Origin of the sequence: Streptomyces sp. NPDC026206, assembly GCF_040638465.1 — a bacterium.
Lineage (GTDB): Bacteria > Actinomycetota > Actinomycetes > Streptomycetales > Streptomycetaceae > Streptomyces.
This window is the reverse complement of sequence record NZ_JBEZYL010000038.1, coordinates 1-16,516: the sequence shown is the minus strand read 5'-3', so window position 1 is coordinate 16,516 and position 16,516 is coordinate 1. Positions and strand designations below refer to the sequence as shown.

General features: G+C 70.9%; 12 protein-coding genes. 3 read left to right on the top strand and 9 right to left on the bottom strand.

All coding sequences use genetic code 11. The annotated features are described in order from the left end of the window. Positions 1 to 307 precede the first annotated feature (307 nt). From AB0F13_RS27430 to thyX, 3 genes are all read right to left on the bottom strand, one after another. Entirely contained in the window at positions 308 to 1,993 is a 1,686-nt protein-coding gene (locus tag AB0F13_RS27430; protein WP_362087786.1) for a ribonuclease J, read from the bottom strand. Positions 1,994 to 2,099: 106 nt separating this feature from the next. After that, positions 2,100 to 2,999: a 4-hydroxy-tetrahydrodipicolinate synthase gene (gene dapA, locus AB0F13_RS27425; protein WP_362087783.1), complete on the bottom strand. Its 900-nt coding sequence runs from the start codon at positions 2,997 to 2,999 to the stop codon at positions 2,100 to 2,102. A 211-nt stretch (positions 3,000 to 3,210) separates the two neighbouring features. Continuing rightward, positions 3,211 to 3,960 carry an FAD-dependent thymidylate synthase gene (gene thyX / locus AB0F13_RS27420; RefSeq protein ID WP_362087780.1) on the bottom strand — a complete coding sequence of 250 codons (750 nt, stop codon included), beginning with the start codon at positions 3,958 to 3,960 and terminating at the stop codon, positions 3,211 to 3,213. 217 nt (positions 3,961 to 4,177) lie between these two features. Here thyX and AB0F13_RS27415 point away from each other — a divergent pair, with 217 nt between their 5' ends. Together AB0F13_RS27415 and AB0F13_RS27410 are read left to right on the top strand one after the other, a co-directional pair. After that, on the top strand, positions 4,178 to 4,420 hold the full coding sequence (locus tag AB0F13_RS27415) for a hypothetical protein (RefSeq protein ID WP_362087777.1): 243 nt from the start codon (positions 4,178 to 4,180) through the stop codon (positions 4,418 to 4,420). 78 nt (positions 4,421 to 4,498) lie between these two features. Then, positions 4,499 to 5,137, top strand: a complete 639-nt coding sequence (locus AB0F13_RS27410; RefSeq protein WP_362087774.1) for a hypothetical protein — start codon at positions 4,499 to 4,501, stop codon at positions 5,135 to 5,137. 18 nt (positions 5,138 to 5,155) lie between these two features. On the opposite strand, the gene AB0F13_RS27405 is transcribed toward AB0F13_RS27410, so the two are convergent. From AB0F13_RS27405 to eccD, 6 genes are all read right to left on the bottom strand, one after another. Continuing rightward, positions 5,156 to 5,620: a hypothetical protein gene (locus tag AB0F13_RS27405; protein ID WP_362087772.1), complete on the bottom strand. Its 465-nt coding sequence runs from the start codon at positions 5,618 to 5,620 to the stop codon at positions 5,156 to 5,158. Between the two features lie 5 nt (positions 5,621 to 5,625). Further along, a complete protein-coding gene (gene dapB / locus AB0F13_RS27400; protein ID WP_362087769.1) occupies positions 5,626 to 6,378 on the bottom strand; it encodes a 4-hydroxy-tetrahydrodipicolinate reductase in 753 nt (250 codons plus the stop codon). 41 nt (positions 6,379 to 6,419) lie between these two features. Further along, positions 6,420 to 7,799, bottom strand: a complete 1,380-nt coding sequence (locus AB0F13_RS27395) for a pitrilysin family protein (RefSeq protein WP_362087766.1) — start codon at positions 7,797 to 7,799, stop codon at positions 6,420 to 6,422. Further along, positions 7,796 to 10,027: a polyribonucleotide nucleotidyltransferase gene (locus AB0F13_RS27390; protein WP_362087763.1), complete on the bottom strand. Its 2,232-nt coding sequence runs from the start codon at positions 10,025 to 10,027 to the stop codon at positions 7,796 to 7,798. Before AB0F13_RS27390 ends, AB0F13_RS27395 begins: the two co-directional genes overlap by 4 nt. Positions 10,028 to 10,340: 313 nt before the next feature. Next, on the bottom strand, positions 10,341 to 10,628 hold the full coding sequence (rpsO, locus tag AB0F13_RS27385) for a 30S ribosomal protein S15 (RefSeq protein WP_045934183.1): 288 nt from the start codon (positions 10,626 to 10,628) through the stop codon (positions 10,341 to 10,343). A 207-nt stretch (positions 10,629 to 10,835) separates the two neighbouring features. Beyond that, on the bottom strand, positions 10,836 to 12,269 hold the full coding sequence (eccD, locus tag AB0F13_RS27380; protein WP_362087759.1) for a type VII secretion integral membrane protein EccD: 1,434 nt from the start codon (positions 12,267 to 12,269) through the stop codon (positions 10,836 to 10,838). 185 nt (positions 12,270 to 12,454) lie between these two features. Here eccD and eccCa point away from each other — a divergent pair, with 185 nt between their 5' ends. Further along, positions 12,455 to 16,408 (top strand): type VII secretion protein EccCa, encoded by a 3,954-nt coding sequence (eccCa, locus tag AB0F13_RS27375; RefSeq protein ID WP_362087756.1) that lies wholly within the window; start codon positions 12,455 to 12,457, stop codon positions 16,406 to 16,408. Positions 16,409 to 16,516: the final 108 nt, after the last annotated feature.

Here is a 16,516-nt window from a genome sequence, read left to right as displayed (position 1 = left end):
CCCTCTCGGGCTTTCCTCCGGGCGCTTCCCTTCGGTATTTCGTGTTTCCAACCTTACCAGATCCGTTTTCCGTTCCCCCCGCTTCCAAAAGAAGCGGTCGGTTCGGATTTCGTTTCCGGCCCCTGTCGGAGCGGGCTACCCGACTTTATCAGAGTTATCTGAGCCGGATTCCCATCCGCCTGCCGGATCCATCCGGACGCACAAGGCGTTCGGTGTTTCCCGCTGCGGTGGAGTCGTAAACGTACTGGACGGCCGCGCCCGGATGCAAATCGGCGCAGGCGCGGCCGTCCGTACGGCTGATGTGGCGTCAGACCTCGACGACCACAGGGAGGATCATCGGGCGCCGGCGGTAGCTGTCGGAGACCCACTTGCCCACCGAGCGGCGCACGAGCTGCTGCAGCTGGTGGGGTTCGGCGACGCCGTCGGCGGCGGCCCTGGCGATGGCTTCCTCGATCTTCGGGACCACTGCCGAGAAGGACGCGTCGTCGATGCCCGAGCCGCGGGCCTGGATCTGCGGGCCGCTGACGACCTTGCCCGTCGTGCTGTCGACGACCACGTGGACGAAGATGATGCCTTCCTCCCCGAGGATGCGGCGGTCCTTGAGGTGGACCTCCGTGACGTCGCCGACCGAGAGGCCGTCCACGTACACGTAGCCGGCCTGGACCTTGCCCACGATCCGCGCCTTGCCGTCGACGAGGTCCACCACGACGCCGTCCTCGGCGATGACGATGTGGTCCTTCGGGATGCCCGTCAGCGCGCCCAGTTCGGCGTTGGCCCGCAGGTGGCGCCATTCGCCGTGCACCGGCATCAGGTTCTTCGGCTTGCAGATGTTGTAGAAGTACAGCAGCTCGCCGGCCGAGGCGTGGCCCGAGACGTGGACGCGGGCGTTGCCCTTGTGGACGACGTTGGCGCCCCAGCGGGTCAGGCCGTTGATCACGCGGTAGACCGCGTTCTCGTTGCCGGGGATGAGCGACGAGGCCAGGATCACCGTGTCGCCCTGGACGATGCGGATCTGGTGGTCGCGGTTGGCCATGCGCGAGAGCGCCGCCATCGGCTCGCCCTGCGAGCCGGTGCAGACCAGCACGACCTCCTCGCCCGGCAGGTCGTCGAGGGTCTTGACGTCGACGACGAGGCCGGCCGGGATGCGCAGGTAGCCCAGGTCACGGGCGATGCCCATGTTGCGGACCATCGAGCGGCCGACGAAGGCGACGCGCCTGCCGTACTCGTGCGCGGCGTCCAGGATCTGCTGGATGCGGTGGACGTGGCTGGCGAAGCTGGCCACGATGATGCGCTTCTGGGCGCCCGCGAAGACCTGGCGCAGCACGCCGGAGATGTCGCGCTCGGGCGGGACGAAGCCGGGGACCTCGGCGTTCGTGGAGTCCACGAGCAGCAGGTCGATGCCCTCCTCGCCGAGCTTGGCGAAGGCGGGGAGGTCGGTCAGGCGGCGGTCCAGCGGGAGCTGGTCCATCTTGAAGTCGCCGGTGTGCACGACCATGCCTGCCGGGGTGCGGATGGCGACGGCCAGCGCGTCCGGGATGGAGTGGTTGACCGCGATGAACTCGCACTCGAAGGGGCCGATCCGCTCGCGGTGACCCTCCACGACCTCGAGGGTGTACGGGCGGATGCGGTGCTCCTGGAGCTTGGCCTCGATGAGCGCGAGGGTCAGCTTGGAGCCGATCAGCGGGATGTCCGGCTTCTCGCGAAGCAGGTAGGGGACGCCGCCGATGTGGTCCTCGTGGCCGTGCGTGAGCACGATGCCGTCGATGTCGTCCAGGCGGTCCCTGATGGACGTGAAGTCCGGCAGGATCAGGTCGATTCCGGGCTGCTCCTCCTCGGGGAAGAGCACTCCGCAGTCGACGATCAGCAGACGGCCGCCGTATTCGAAGACCGTCATGTTGCGGCCGATCTCGCCGAGGCCACCGAGAGGGGTGACGCGAAGGCCGCCCTTGGGCAGCTTCGGCGGCGGGCCGAGTTCAGGGTGCGGGTGGCTCAAAAGACTCTCCTCACCATGCGCGCCACTTGTCCTCCCTGGACACATGGCGCGCATGACATTCGTGCACTTGCGATTTCCGTCGGTATTCAGTTGTGAAGTCTGGTGTTTACAGCTGTACCCCGCCCGCGGCGAGATCGCGCTTCAGCTGCTCGGTCTCCTCGTGCGTGAGCTCGACGAGCGGAAGGCGCAGCGGTCCGGCGGGCAGGCCCTGGAGGGCGAGGGCGGCCTTGGTGGTCATGACGCCCTGGGTGCGGAACATTCCGGTGTAGACCGGCAGCAGCCTGCGGTGGATCTCGGCGGCCTTGACGGCGTCGCCGGAGCGGTGGGCCTCCACCAGTGCGCGCAGCTCGGGGGCGACGACGTGGCCGACGACCGAGACGAAGCCCGCGGCGCCGATGGACAGCAGCGGCAGGTTGAGCATGTCGTCCCCGGAGTACCAGGCGAGGCCCGAGCGGGCCATGGCCCAGCTCGCGGCGGCCAGGTCGCCCTTGGCGTCCTTGTTGGCGACGATGCGCGGGTGGTCCGCGAGCCGGACCATGGTCTCGGTCTCGATCTGTACGCCGCTGCGGCCGGGGATGTCGTAGAGCATCACCGGGAGGTCCGTGGCGTCCGCGACGGCGGTGAAGTGCCGGCGGAGGCCCTCCTGCGGGGGCTTGTTGTAGTACGGGGTGACCACGAGGAGGCCGTGCGCGCCTGCCTGCTGGGCGGCGCGGGCGAGCTCGATGCTGTGGCGGGTGTCGTTGGTGCCGGCTCCGGCCACGACATGGGCGCGGTCGCCGACCGCCTCGACGACGGCGCGTACGAGCTGGGCTTTCTCCGCATCGCTGGTGGTCGGCGACTCACCGGTGGTGCCGTTCACGACGAGGCCGTCGTTGCCTGCGTCCACCAGGTGGGCGGCGAGGCGCTGTGCGCCGTCGAGGTCGAGGGTGCCCTCGGCCGTGAACGGAGTGACCATCGCGGTCAGGACCCGTCCGAAGGGCGTCTGCGGTGTGGAGGTCGGAGCCATGGGGGCCACGCTACTCGTTGCTCACCGTGAGGTGCTCCCTCGGGGAGTGCGAAAGGGATCCCGGCACTGCCTGCTCGGGGGTTCAAGCAGTGCCGGGTCCGTCTTTTCAGCCTAGATGAAGGTGATGAAACGCCGCAATACGGACACCTGACTCACTGGTCCGAGTAGCAGCGCGTCACGATCACTCTGATCACCGTGCGCATGCGGCCGGTTACGGGGCGACGCGGCCGTTCTTGTTGAAGGCGGCGTAGGTGAGCGGCATGAGCTGGGCCCACTCCGCCTCCATCTTTTCGCCGACCATTTCGATCTCACGCTGCGGGAACGAGGGAACGGCCGCCAGCTCGTGCTGCGTACGCAGGCCCAGGAAGTGCATCAGCGAGCGGGCGTTGCACGTGGCGTACATCGAGGAGAACAGGCCCACCGGCAGGACCGAGCGGGCGACCTCCCGGGCGACGCCGGCGGCCAGCATCTCCTGATACGCGGCGTAGGCCTGGCGGTAGCTGTCCTCCATGGCGCGGCCGGTCAGCTCGTGCTGCGCCTGGGTGCCTTCGACGAAGACGTACTTGCCCGGACGGCCCTCCTGGACCAGCTTGCGGGACTCGCCCGGAACGTAGAAGACCGGCTCGAGCTCGCGGTAGCGGCCGGACTCCTCGTTGTACGACCAGCCCACGCGGTGACGCATGAACTCGCGGAAGACGAAGATCGGGGCACTGATGAAGAAGGTCATCGAGTTGTGCTCGAAGGGGCTGCCGTGGCGGTCGCGCATCAGGTAATTGATGAGCCCCTTGGACCGCTCGGGGTCCTTCGTGATCTCTTCGAGGGACTGTTCGCCGGCCGTGGAGACGCGGGCCGCCCACAGCACGTCGGAGTCGGCAGCGCTGTGCTTGACCAGCTCGACGGTCACATCGCTGCGAAACGTCGGCTTGTCGGTCCTGGCGTCCTCGGTGGAGGTGTCGGTCACCGGCGGGGTCCTTCCATGTGCGTTGCTGGGCCGCCGCCAAGCCTAAGGGCCGCCACTGACACCCGGCCGACACGGCGGGCCCGGCCCCTGTGCCACAACGGAGCCCGGGGCGCCAGTTGATATTTTTCACAGAAGTTACGGAAAACGGGCACCTGTGGGCGACTTTGAACGTCCTTATGTGTGACAGCACACTTCGAGGTTCCTAGGAGAGCCCTTCATGTTCCGCCGGCGAGAGCCCGTACCGTTCGCCTTCGTCGCCGAGGCCGAGCGCTACCGCAGCAACGTCGCGCCGCCGCCCCGCAATCGCGCCAGCCGCTCGGAGATAGCCGGGCGGACCCTGGTGGGGCTGACGGTCGCGGCGGGGCTCGTCGGGGCGCTGCTGTTCGGCATGCCGTCCCTGGAAACGGGTCCGCAGAAGTCCCAGCACGCCCAGCAGTCCGAAGCAGGCGCGGGCCGCTGACCGGCGGCCGTTGATCAGCGGGTAGCCTCACCCCGCACAGCCATTCGAGCGTGCGTACGAGTGAGGAACCAAACCGTCGTGCCCCTGCCCTTCCTGACAGCCGACCGCGACGGCGACAACCTCGCGGCACCGGCTGCGACCACCAGTACGCCCACGACAGCGAACGCGACCGTCACCACTGCGGGCGCGACGCCGACCGCCGCGTCACCGGCCCATGGGGAGCCCGAGGATGCGTACGAGAGCCGCCACCGCTGGCGGCGCCCGTACCACCCTGGCGCCCTGCGGGTCGGCGGCGCGGCGGTCGTGCTTCTGCTGGCGGGGTACGTCCTGCTCTGCGCCCTGGTCATCGCCCTCGCCGGCGCGCTGCTCGGCGCCGGCGTGTGCCTCGCCGTCGGCGCGCTGCTGATCACGCTCGCGGTGCGGCTGGTCCGTACGGGCATCTGGGTGAGCCCGCAGGGGCTGCGGCAGTCGCGGCTGCTGTCGGGCACGACGCTGCCCTGGTCCGATGTCGCCGCCGTCCGGACCGTGCAGCAGCCCGTCCGTCTGCTGGGGCTGCCCCGCACGGTCCAGGGCCAGGTCCTGGTCGTGGAGCGGACCCAGGGCGGGCCGCTGCCCGCCGTGCTCACCGACCACGGTGCCGACTTCCTCGGCCGCCCCCAGGCCTTCGCCATGGCGGCGGACGCCGTCGAGGACTGGGTGGCGGAGCTCAGGGGCTGAGCCCCGCCGACCGGGCCGTCACGCCACGTCGGCGGTCCGGACCGGCCTCCCGTCATGCAGGGCGATCGCCCGCTGCATCGCCTTGCGCGCACGCGGGGTGTCGCGGGCGTCGTGGTAGGCGACGGCCAGCCGGAACCAGGAGCGCCAGTCGCCGGGGGCCTGCTCGGTCTCGGCCCGGCGCCGGGCGAAGACGGCGTCCGCGGAGTCGCGGTCGATGCGGCCGCCGGGGGTCCGTACGAGCTCGTCGACCGGGAGCCCGCCCTCGGCCTCCAGCTCCCGCGCGAGCCGGTTGGCGTCGCGCGCGAACCTGGTGGTCTGGTACAGGAACCAGGCGCCGATGAAGGGCAGCACCAGCACGGAGACGCCGAACGCCACCGTGATGGCCGTGCCCTGCTGGATGAGCATCACGCCCCGGCTGCCGACCAGGACGAAGTAGACGGCCAGAACGGCGGCCAGGGCGAAATAGACGACCTTCGCGCGCATGGCCCTCAGCCCAGATCCAGGAAGTGCTCGAGGCCGAACGTCAGCCCCGGAGTGCTCACCACGCGCCGCGCGCCGAGCAGGATGCCCGGCATGAAGCAGCTGTGGTGCAGCGAATCGTGCCGGATGGTGAGCGTCTCGCCGGTATCACCGAAGAGCACCTCCTGGTGGGCCAGCAGCCCGCGCAGCCGTACGGCGTGCACCGGCACGCCGTCGACGTCGGCGCCCCGCGCGCCCTCCAGACCGTGCGTGGTCGGGTCCTCCTGGCGGGGCAGCCCGGCCGTCTCCCGTGCCGCCGCGATGAGCTGGGCGGTGCGGGTGGCGGTGCCGGAGGGGGCGTCGGCCTTGCCCCGGTGGTGCAGCTCGACGACCTCGACGGACTCGAAGAAGCGGGCGGCCTGCTGGGCGAAGGCCATGGTCAGGACCGCGCCGATGGAGAAGTTCGGGGCGATGAGCACGCCCGTCGACGGGGAGGCGTCCAGCCAGGAGTTCAGCCGCGCGAGGCGGTCCTCGGTCCAGCCGGTGGTGCCGACGACGCCGTGGATGCCGTTGGTGACGCAGAACTCGAGGTTGTCCATCACCGAGTCCGGGTGCGTCAGCTCGACGGCGACCTGGGCTCCGGCCCCGGTCAGGGCCTGAAGGCTGTCGCCCCGGCCCAGCGCGGCCACCAGCTCCATGTCCTCGGCGGCTTCCACGGCTCGTACGGCCTCGGCGCCGATCCGGCCCTTGGCGCCGATCACCGCGACGCGCAGCTTGCTCATCGTCCCTGCTTCCCCTTGAGGGCCTTGAAAGACGGCCCTGTTTACGAAACGGCCTCGTCCAGGCGCGCGGCCTGCTTGTCCTTCAGCGGGCCGATGACGGACAGCGAAGGACGCTGTCCCAGTACATCGCGGGCCACCTCGCGGATCTCCTCCGGGGTGACGGCCGCGATGCGCGTGAGCATGTCGGTGACCGACATCTGGTCGCCCCAGCACAGCTCGCTCTTGCCGATGCGGTTCATCAGCGCGCCCGTGTCCTCCAGGCCCAGGACGGTGGAGCCGGAGAGCTGGCCGATGGCACGGCCGATCTCCTCGTCCGACAGGCCCTCCGACGCGACGCGGTCCAGCTCGTCGCGGCAGATCTTCAGCACGTCGTGCACCTGGCTCGGGCGGCAGCCGGCGTAGACGCCGAAGAGGCCGCAGTCGGCGAAGCCCGAAGTGTAGGAGTAGACGGAGTAGGCCAGGCCGCGCTTCTCCCGCACCTCCTGGAAGAGCCGCGAGCTCATGCCGCCGCCGAGGGCGGTGTTGAGCACCCCCAGCGCCCAGCGGCGCTCGTCGGTGCGGGCCAGGCCCGGCATGCCGAGGACGACGTGCGCCTGCTCGGTCTTGCGGCCCAGCAGCTCCACGCGGCCGGCGGTACGGATCGTACGGGCGCCGGAGCGGGGGGCGACGGGGATCGCGTCGGTGCTGCCGAGGGCGCCGGCCTTGTCGAAGGCGGCGCGGACCTGGCGGACGACCTTGGCGTGGTCGACGTTGCCCGCGGCGGCGACGACCAGGTGGGTGGGGTCGTAGTGCTTCTGGTAGAAGCGGGCGATCCGGTCGCGGGTGAGCGCGTTGATCGTGTCGACGGTGCCGAGGACCGGGCGGCCGAGGGGGGTGTCGCCCAGCATGGTGTGCGCGAAGAGGTCGTGCACGCAGTCACCGGGGTCGTCCTCGGTCATCGCGATCTCTTCGAGGATCACACCGCGCTCGGCGTCGACGTCGGAGGCCTCGATCAGCGAGCCGGTCAGCATGTCGCAGACGACGTCGATGGCGAGCGGCAGGTCGGTGTCGAGCACCCGTGCGTAGTAGCAGGTGTACTCCTTGGCCGTGAACGCGTTCATCTCGCCGCCGACCGCGTCGAGGGCGGCGGAGATGTCGAGCGCGCTGCGCTTGGCCGTGCCCTTGAAGAGCAGGTGCTCCAGGTAGTGCGTGGCGCCGTTGAGCGTCGGGGTCTCGTCGCGCGAGCCGACGTTCGCCCAGATGCCGAAGGTCGCGGAGCGTACCGACGGCAGGGTCTCGGTGACGATGCGCAGGCCGCCCGGAAGGGTGGTCCGGCGCACGGTGCCGATGCCGTTCTCACCCTTGAGAAGCGTTTGGGTACGGGCGACGGCCCGCCCCTCCGAGGAGGTGCGGGCCGTCTTCCGTGTACTACGGGACGTCACTTGGCGGACTCGTCCTTGGTCTCGTCGGCCTTGTCACTGTCGCCGTCCTCGCCCTCGATCACGGGGATCAGGGAGAGCTTGCCGCGCTGGTCGATCTCGGCGATCTCGACCTGGACCTTGGCGCCGACGCCGAGCACGTCCTCGACGTTCTCCACGCGCTTGCCACCGGCGAGCTTGCGGATCTGCGAGATGTGCAGCAGACCGTCCTTGCCCGGCATGAGGGAGACGAACGCACCGAAGGTGGTGGTCTTGACGACCGTACCCAGGTAGCGCTCGCCGACCTCCGGCATGGTCGGGTTGGCGATGGCGTTGATCGTGGCGCGGGCGGCCTCGGCCTGCGAGCCGACCTGGGCACCGATGTAGATGGTGCCGTCGTCCTCGATCGTGATCTCGGCGCCGGTGTCCTCCTGGATCTGGTTGATCATCTTGCCCTTGGGGCCGATGACCTCACCGATCTTGTCCACGGGGATCTTGACGGTGATGATCCGCGGGGCGTTGGGGGACATCTCGTCCGGCGTGTCGATCGCTTCCATCATCACGTCGAGGATGTGGAGGCGGGCGTCGCGGGCCTGCTTGAGGGCCGCGGCCAGGACGGAGGCCGGGATGCCGTCCAGCTTGGTGTCCAGCTGGAGGGCGGTGACGAACTCCTTCGTACCGGCGACCTTGAAGTCCATGTCGCCGAACGCGTCCTCCGCACCGAGGATGTCGGTGAGGGCGACGTAGTGCGTCTTGCCGTCGATCTCCTGGGAGATCAGGCCCATGGCGATACCGGCGACGGGGGCCTTCAGGGGCACACCGGCGTTCAGCAGCGACATGGTGGAGGCGCAGACCGAGCCCATGGAGGTGGAGCCGTTGGAGCCGAGCGCCTCGGAGACCTGGCGGATGGCGTACGGGAACTCCTCGCGCGTCGGCAGCACGGGCACGATGGCCCGCTCGGCCAGGGCGCCGTGGCCGATCTCGCGGCGCTTGGGCGAACCCACGCGGCCGGTCTCGCCGACGGAGTACGGCGGGAAGTTGTAGTTGTGCATGTAGCGCTTGCGCGTCACCGGCGACAGCGTGTCGAGCTGCTGCTCCATGCGGAGCATGTTCAGCGTGGTGACACCCAGGATCTGGGTCTCGCCGCGCTCGAACAGCGCCGAGCCGTGCACGCGCGGGATGGCCTCGACCTCGGCGGCGAGGGTACGGATGTCCGTCACCCCACGGCCGTCGATGCGCTTCTTCTCCTTGATGACGCGCTCACGGACCAGGGACTTGGTCAGCGAGCGGTACGCGGCGGAGATCTCCTTCTCGCGGCCCTCGAACTGCGGGAGCAGCTTGTCGGCGGCGAGCTCCTTGACGCGGTCGATCTCGGTCTCGCGCTCCTGCTTGCCGGCGATGGTGAGCGCCTGCGAGAGCTCGGTGCGGACCGCGGCGGTCAGGGCCTGAAGGACGTCGTCCTGGTAGTCCAGGAAGACCAGGAACTCGCCCTCGGGCTTGGCGGCCTTGGCGGCGAGCTCGGACTGGGCGCGGCACAGCACCTTGATGAAGGGCTTCGCGGCCTCGAGACCGGCGGCGACGACCTCCTCGGTGGGGGCCTCGGCGCCGTCCTTGACCAGCTGGATGGTCTTCTCGGTGGCCTCGGCCTCGACCATCATGATCGCGACGTCGCCGTCCTCCAGGACGCGGCCGGCCACGACCATGTCGAAGACGGCGTCCTCGAGCTCGGTGTGGGTCGGGAACGCCACCCACTGGCCCTTGATCAGAGCGACGCGGGTGGCGCCGATCGGACCGGAGAAGGGCAGGCCCGCGAGCTGCGTGGAGCAGGAGGCGGCGTTGATGGCGACCACGTCGTAGAGGTGGTCGGGGTTGAGCGCCATGATCGTCTCGACGATCTGGATCTCGTTGCGCAGGCCCTTCTTGAAGGAGGGGCGCAGCGGCCGGTCGATCAGGCGGCAGGTGAGGACGGCGTCCTCGGAGGGGCGGCCCTCACGGCGGAAGAAGGAGCCGGGGATCTTGCCGGCCGCGTACATCCGCTCCTCGACGTCCACCGTCAGGGGGAAGAAGTCGAGCTGGTCCTTGGGCTTCTTGGAAGCGGTGGTGGCCGACAGCACCATGGTGTCGTCGTCCAGGTACGCCACGGCGGAGCCGGCGGCCTGCTTGGCCAGGCGGCCCGTCTCGAAGCGGATGGTGCGGGTGCCGAAGGCGCCGTTGTCGATGACGGCCTCGGCGTAGTGGGTCTCGTTCTCCACCAGGAATATCTCCTCTTGTGCGTCCCCTGCCCGTGTGGCGGGGGACGGTGGTGGAGGGCGCCTTGGTGCGCTGTGCGGGAGCCGGTCTTCGATCGAAGCACCCGGAATTCCCTGTTCCGGGGGCCACTACCGAGGACCGGCGGAGCGCCGGCGTCCCTCCTCGTCAGGTGTTTCGTTCGCTATGCCGTTGTGGAACCAGACTACAAAGCTTCTGCTTGTCGTCGCTTCCCGTGAGCGGCGCGAAGGGGCACGCCGCTCCGGCATGCACGAAGGGAGCGGCCCCCGGGGTGGGAACCGCTCCCTTCATGACGTCTTACTTGGCGCCGGCCGCACCGCGGCGGATGCCGAGGCGCTCGACCAGGGCGCGGAAGCGCGTGATGTCCTTCTTGGCCAGGTACTGCAGCAGGCGGCGACGCTGGCCGACCAGCAGCAGCAGACCACGACGGGAGTGGTGGTCGTGCTTGTGCTGCTTGAGGTGCTCGGTCAGGTCCGAGATGCGGCGGGTGAGCATGGCCACCTGAACCTCGGGGGACCCGGTGTCGCCCTCCTTGGTGGCGAACTCGGCCATGATCTGCTTCTTCGTAGCGGCGTCGAGCGACACGCGGTACTCCTCAAATTCTCGGTTTCAGCCGCCGAGTGCCCCTGGTCTATGTCTCAGGGGAGCTTCCGTTACTCGGGAGGCGAGGTCCGCTGGGCGCTGTCCCCAGAACCCTGATCAGAGCTGACCGGGGCGGTCCGGAGGCGCGTACACAAACGGCCACCACACACAGTACCAGCCCCGGTGCCGGGCTCCGCCGTCGGTCGTGGTTCAGCCGCTGGTCACGCCGCGTGCGGTGGAGTACAGGTCGAGCACCGCGAGGCACAACGGCACGAGGGCGAGGAGGAAGGCGCTCTCCGCCATGTCGGACAGTCTCCCCCAGAAGGGTGACAGACCCTTGCGGGGGATGATCAGCGCGACGCAGGTGAGCAGGGCGGCGACGCCGGCGACGGCGGCGGTGAGCCAGACCGTACGGATGCCGTCGGCGGCAGCGGGCGGGTTCAGGGCCATGCCGAGGACGAGCAGGGCGAGGGCGGCCACGCCCGCGCCGAGGACGGCGGCGACCTGCGCGGTGTAGCGGAAGAGACGGGCGCGCAGCGGCATCGCGAGCCCGGCGGCCAGGGCGAGCGCCTGCGCCCAGGGGTCGGCGGAGAAGGCGAGCACGGCCGCGGAACCGGTGACGACGGCCGCGCAGCCGCCGACGAGGCCGAGCAGCAGCTCGTGGCCGCGGCGCGCCTGGGCGGCGATGCGCTCGGTGTCGACGGGCTCGGCGGTGGCCGCGCCCCGGGGGGCGTCGAGGTCCTCGTCGGCGGCGGCGTGCGGGGCGGCGTAGCCGACGGGCAGCCGGGCGACGCGGGCCGAGAGGGCGGGCAGGAAGGCGATGGCGCCGATGGCGACGACCGCGCAGACGGCGGCGGCGTCGGCCGGCTCGGCCTCGGTGAGGATGGCGCCGAAGGTGGCCAGGACGCCGGTGGCGGACGCGAGGACCGTCGCGACGAAGGGGGCGTCGCCGCCGCGCATGAGGGCGACCAGGGCGACGGAGGCGACGAGGACGGCCGCGCAGCCCAGCAGGCACTGCAGCCGGCCCGCGCCCTCGCCCGCGCCGGGGCCCAGCACGCCGGAGCCGGCGATCAGCAGGTGCGGCACGGCGGCCAGGCCCAGGGCGAGCGCCGAGGCGCGGTCGTCGTAGACCCGTGCGCGGACGCCGGCGAACGCGGTGAGGAAGACGGCGACGACACCGGCGACGATGCCCGGCACCCCGTGCATGTCGTGGCGGACCGGGTCGGCGAACCAGAGCACGAAGCCCGCCAGGACGAGCAGCAGGGCGCCTGCGAAGAGGCCGGTGCCGCGCAGGAGCCGGGCGTCCCACAGGGCGCGGTCGCCGGTGACGGCGGAGGCGACGGCGTCGGAGACGTCGTCGTGGACAGCGGGCGGCAGGGACTCGGAGAAGGGCCGCAGGGAGAGGATCTCGCCGTCGAGGACGCGCTGGGCCGCGAGGGTGCGGGCGCCGTCGAGGACGGTGCCGTCGCGGCGTACGAGGTGGTAGCCGGTGGGGCTGCCGGGGGGCTGCGTCCGGCCGGTCAGCCGCAGGATCTCGGGGTTGACGTCGGCGACGGGCAGGTCCTCGGGGAGAGCCACGTCGATGCGGCTGTCCGGCGCGACGACGGTCACCCTGCAAAAGCCGGTCGTGGCGGACGTACTCACCCGGATTGCCCCCTGATCTGGTTCTTTCGGTGCCCGCCGGCCCGTGTGCACGGCGCGCGGCTGGTCACCCTACCGGGGGCGAACGTCCGTACGCCGATAGGATCACCGTCTCGCGAGGGGAGGCCGGGGCCGCAGGGGTGCCGGAAGGGAACTGGCCCTTCGCTTCAGAGGGGTTGAACCGTTCCGTGAGCCAGGTCGTCGTCAAGCGCCAGCCGCGGGTGCTCCCGCCCGAGGTGCCGAGCGCGGAACTACGGCTGGAAGCGCCCCCCGAACTGCCGCGCGGCCGTCAGGAGGGCATCCTGATGCAGCTGTTGCCCACCGTGGGCATGGCCTCGTCGATGGTCTACTTCTTCATGCCGGGCGCGCAGCCCATCATGAAGATCATGGGCGTCCTGATGATGGTCTCGACGCTCGGCATGACGGTCGCGATGGTCGTCCGGCACCGCCAGGGCTCGCAGGGCCAGGTGGCCGACGCGCGCCGGGACTACCTCAGGTACCTCGCGCAGACCCGGCGCACCGTGCGGCGCACCGCCAGGGCACAGCGCGACGCGCAGTTGTATCTGCACCCCGCGCCGGACCAGCTGTGGTCGGTGGTCGCCGAGGGCGGCAGGGTCTGGGAGCGGCGGGCGGGTGACGAGGACTTCGGGCAGGCGCGCATAGGGCTGGGCGCGCAGCAGCTCGCGACGCCCCTGGTGGCGCCGGAGACCGCGCCCATAGACGAGTTGGAGCCGCTGACGGCGGGCGCGATGCAGCGCTTCCTGGCCATACACGGTTCGCTGGACGGCCTGCCGATGGCGGTGTCGTTGCGCGCCTTCTACCACCTCACCCTTTCGGGTGAGCCGGAGACGGTGCACGGTTGCGCGCGGGCGCTGGTGGCCCAGCTCGCCACGCTGCACTCGCCGGAGGACCTCGTCATCGCGGTGGTCACGGGGCGCGGGGCGAGCGCCCGGTGGGAGTGGACGAAGTGGCTGCCGCACGTGCAGCTGGCGGGCACGGCCGACGGGGCCGGTACGCGGCGGCTGATCGGTGACGACCTGGCCGAGCTGGAGGAGCTGCTGGCGCCGCGCCTGGAGGGCCGGCCGCGGTTCAGCCGTGAGGGGCGGCCGCTGCACGAGCAGCCGCATGTAGTGGTCCTGCTGGAGAGCGCGGCGGTGCCGCAGGACTCGGTGTTCGCGGCGCCGGAGGGTCTGCAGGGCGTCACCGTGGTGGAGGTCGTACCGGGTGAGCTGGACGAGCTGCGCGGCGGGCTGGCGGTGACCGTGCGGCCGGGCAGGCTGCGGCTGCGCTCACAGGTGGCGGCGTACGACGGCGTGCCGGACACCCTCTCGCCGGAGGCGGCGGAGGCGCTGGCGCGCCAGCTCGCCCCGCTGCGCGTGGGCGGTGGCGACGAGGACGAGCCGTTGCTGGCCGACTGGGACTTCACGGAGCTGCTCGGGCTCGCCGACGCCGGTTCGGTGGACGTCGCCCGTACCTGGCGGCCGCGCACGCCCGCCGAGCGGCTGCGCGTACCGATCGGGGTGGGCGAGGACGGCTCGCCCGTGATGCTCGACCTCAAGGAGGCCGCGCAGGACGGCATGGGCCCGCACGGCCTGTGTGTCGGCGCGACCGGCTCGGGCAAGTCCGAGCTGCTGCGGACGCTGGTGCTGGGCCTGGCGGTCACGCACTCCTCGGAGACCCTGAACTTCGTCCTCGCGGACTTCAAGGGCGGCGCGACCTTCGCCGGGATGTCCTCCCTCCCGCATGTCGCGGCCGTCATCACCAACCTCGCGGACGACCTGACGCTGGTCGACCGCATGCGCGACTCGATCACGGGAGAGCTGCAGCGCCGGCAGGAGCTGCTGCGTTCGGCGGGCAACTACGCCAACATGCACGACTACGAGAAGGCGCGGGCCGCGGGTGCCGCTCTGGAGCCCCTGGCTTCACTCGTTCTGGTGATCGACGAATTCAGCGAGCTATTGACGGCCAAGCCCGACTTCATCGACATGTTCATCCAGATCGGACGCATCGGCCGCTCGCTGGGCGTGCATCTGCTGCTGGCCTCGCAGCGCCTGGAGGAGGGCCGGCTGCGCGGGCTGGAGACGTACCTGTCGTACCGCATCGGCCTGCGCACCTTCTCGGCGGCCGAGTCCCGGACGGCGCTGGGCGTGCCGGACGCGTACCACCTGCCGACGGTGCCGGGCTCGGGGTACCTGAAGTTCGGCACGGACGAGATGGCGCGGTTCAAGGCCGCGTACGTCTCCGGCGCGTACCGCGCGGCCGGGGCCGCGATCACCGGGGACGGGCCGCTGCCGGCGGAGCGGCGCCCGGTGCTCTTCACCGCGGCTCCCGTGCCCGTCACCTACGCCGTGCCCGGTCCGGTGACGGCGCCGGCACCGGACCGGGGGGACGACGACACGTTCGCCGACACGGTGCTGGACGTGGTGGTGCGCAGGCTGGAGGGCCAGGGCCCGCCGGCCCACCAGGTGTGGCTGCCGCCGCTGGAGCGGGCGCCGTCCCTGGACCAGCTGCTGCCCCCGCTCTCGCAGGTGCCCGGCAGGGGCCTGACGGCCGCCGAGTACCCGCGCGCGGGCCAGCTCGTGGTGCCGCTGGGCCTGATCGACAAGCCCTTCGAGCAGCGGCGTGACGTGCTCTACCGCGACTTCTCGGGCGCGGCCGGACACATGCTCGTCGTCGGTGGCCCCCAGTCCGGCAAGTCGACGCTGATGCGCACGCTGATCGCGGCCTTCGCCCTCACCCATACGCCCGCCGAGGTGCAGTTCTACGGGCTCGACTTCGGTGGCGGCGGCATGAGCGCCGTCAGCGGGCTGCCCCATGTGGGCGGCGTCGCCTCCCGGCTCGACCCGGAGCGGGTCCGCCGCACGGTCGCCGAGGTGGCCGGCGTCCTGGCCCGCCGCGAGGAGTACTTCCGCGCGAACGGCATCGACTCGATCGTCACCTACCGGCGGCAGCGGGCGGCGGGCCGGCTCACCGACCAGGAGTGGGGCGACGTCTTCCTCGTCGTCGACGGCTGGGGCAGCTTCAAGCAAGAGTACGAGCTGCTGGAAGGCGTCGTCACCGACATCGCCGCGCGCGGCCTGGGATACGGCGTCCATGTCGTGGTCACGGCCTCCCGCAACATGGAGGTCCGGGCGTCCCTGAAGGACCTGCTCCTCAATCGCCTGGAGCTGAGGCTGGGCGACACGATGGACTCCGAGTTCGACCGCAAGGTCGCGGCGAACGTCCCGGCGGGCGTCCCGGGGCGCGGCCAGCTCCCGGAGAAGCTGCACTTCATGGGCGGCCAGCCGCGGATCGATGCCGACAGCGACCCGGGGACGATGACGGACGCGACCGCCGCTGTGATCACCGCGGTGCAGGAGGCGTGGTCCGGTCCGCAGGCGCCGCGGGTGCGGCTGCTGCCGCGCAGGCTGCGCGCCGACGAGCTGCCCAAGGGCGGCGAGCACCCCGAGCTGGGCGTGGCCATCGGCATCGACGAGACCTCTCTGGAGCCCGTCTTCGTCGACTTCGAGACCGACCCGTTCTTCCTCGTGTTCGGGGAGAGCGAGTCCGGCAAGACGGCGCTGCTGCGGCTGCTGGCCAAGCAGATCAGCGAGCGCTACGGCCCCGACGAGGCGAAGATCGTGGTCGGCGACTACCGGCGCACCCTGCTGGACGTCGTCCCGGAGACGCACCTGCTGGAGTACGCCCCCATCGCCTCCGCGCTGACGGTGCACGCCGACGCGCTCAACGGCCTGATGGAACGCCGGGCCCCGCAGCCCGGCATCACGCCGCAGCAGCTGCGCGACCGCAGCTGGTGGACGGGCCCGCAGCTCTTCGTCATCGTCGACGACTACGAGCTGGTCGCCACGAGCGGCGGCAATCCGATGGCGGTGCTCACGGAGAACCTGCCCTTCGCGCGCGACGTCGGCATCCGCTTTATCATCGCGCGCAGTTCGGCGGGGGCGTCGCGCTCGATGTTCGAGTCCTTCATGCAGCGCGTGAAGGAGCTGGGCGCGCAGGGCGTCGTCCTGTCGGGCGACCCGGGCGAGGGCGACGTCCTGGGCGGCGTGCGGCCTCGCCCGATGCCGCCGGGGCGCGGCTACTTCGTCTCGCGGAAGCGTGGGACGCCGCTGGTGCAGGTGGGGTGGCTGCCGGAGCAGTGAGATCGTCCCCGTCCGGACGCCGTGAGCAACCTGTTCCAGCCCTTCACCCTGCGGTCGCTGACCATTCCCCACCGCGCCTGGATGGCGCCGATGTGCCAGTACTCGGCC

What these genes read in the sequence shown, in the direction of transcription:
- dapA (WP_362087783.1), bottom strand. Translation starts at nt 2,999, where the DNA reads ATGGCTCCGACCTCCACACCGCAGACGCCCTTCGGACGGGTCCTGACC.
- AB0F13_RS27415 (WP_362087777.1), top strand. Translation starts at nt 4,178, where the DNA reads ATGTTCCGCCGGCGAGAGCCCGTACCGTTCGCCTTCGTCGCCGAGGCC.
- AB0F13_RS27405 (WP_362087772.1), bottom strand. Translation starts at nt 5,620, where the DNA reads ATGCGCGCGAAGGTCGTCTATTTCGCCCTGGCCGCCGTTCTGGCCGTC.
- dapB (WP_362087769.1), bottom strand. Translation starts at nt 6,378, where the DNA reads ATGAGCAAGCTGCGCGTCGCGGTGATCGGCGCCAAGGGCCGGATCGGC.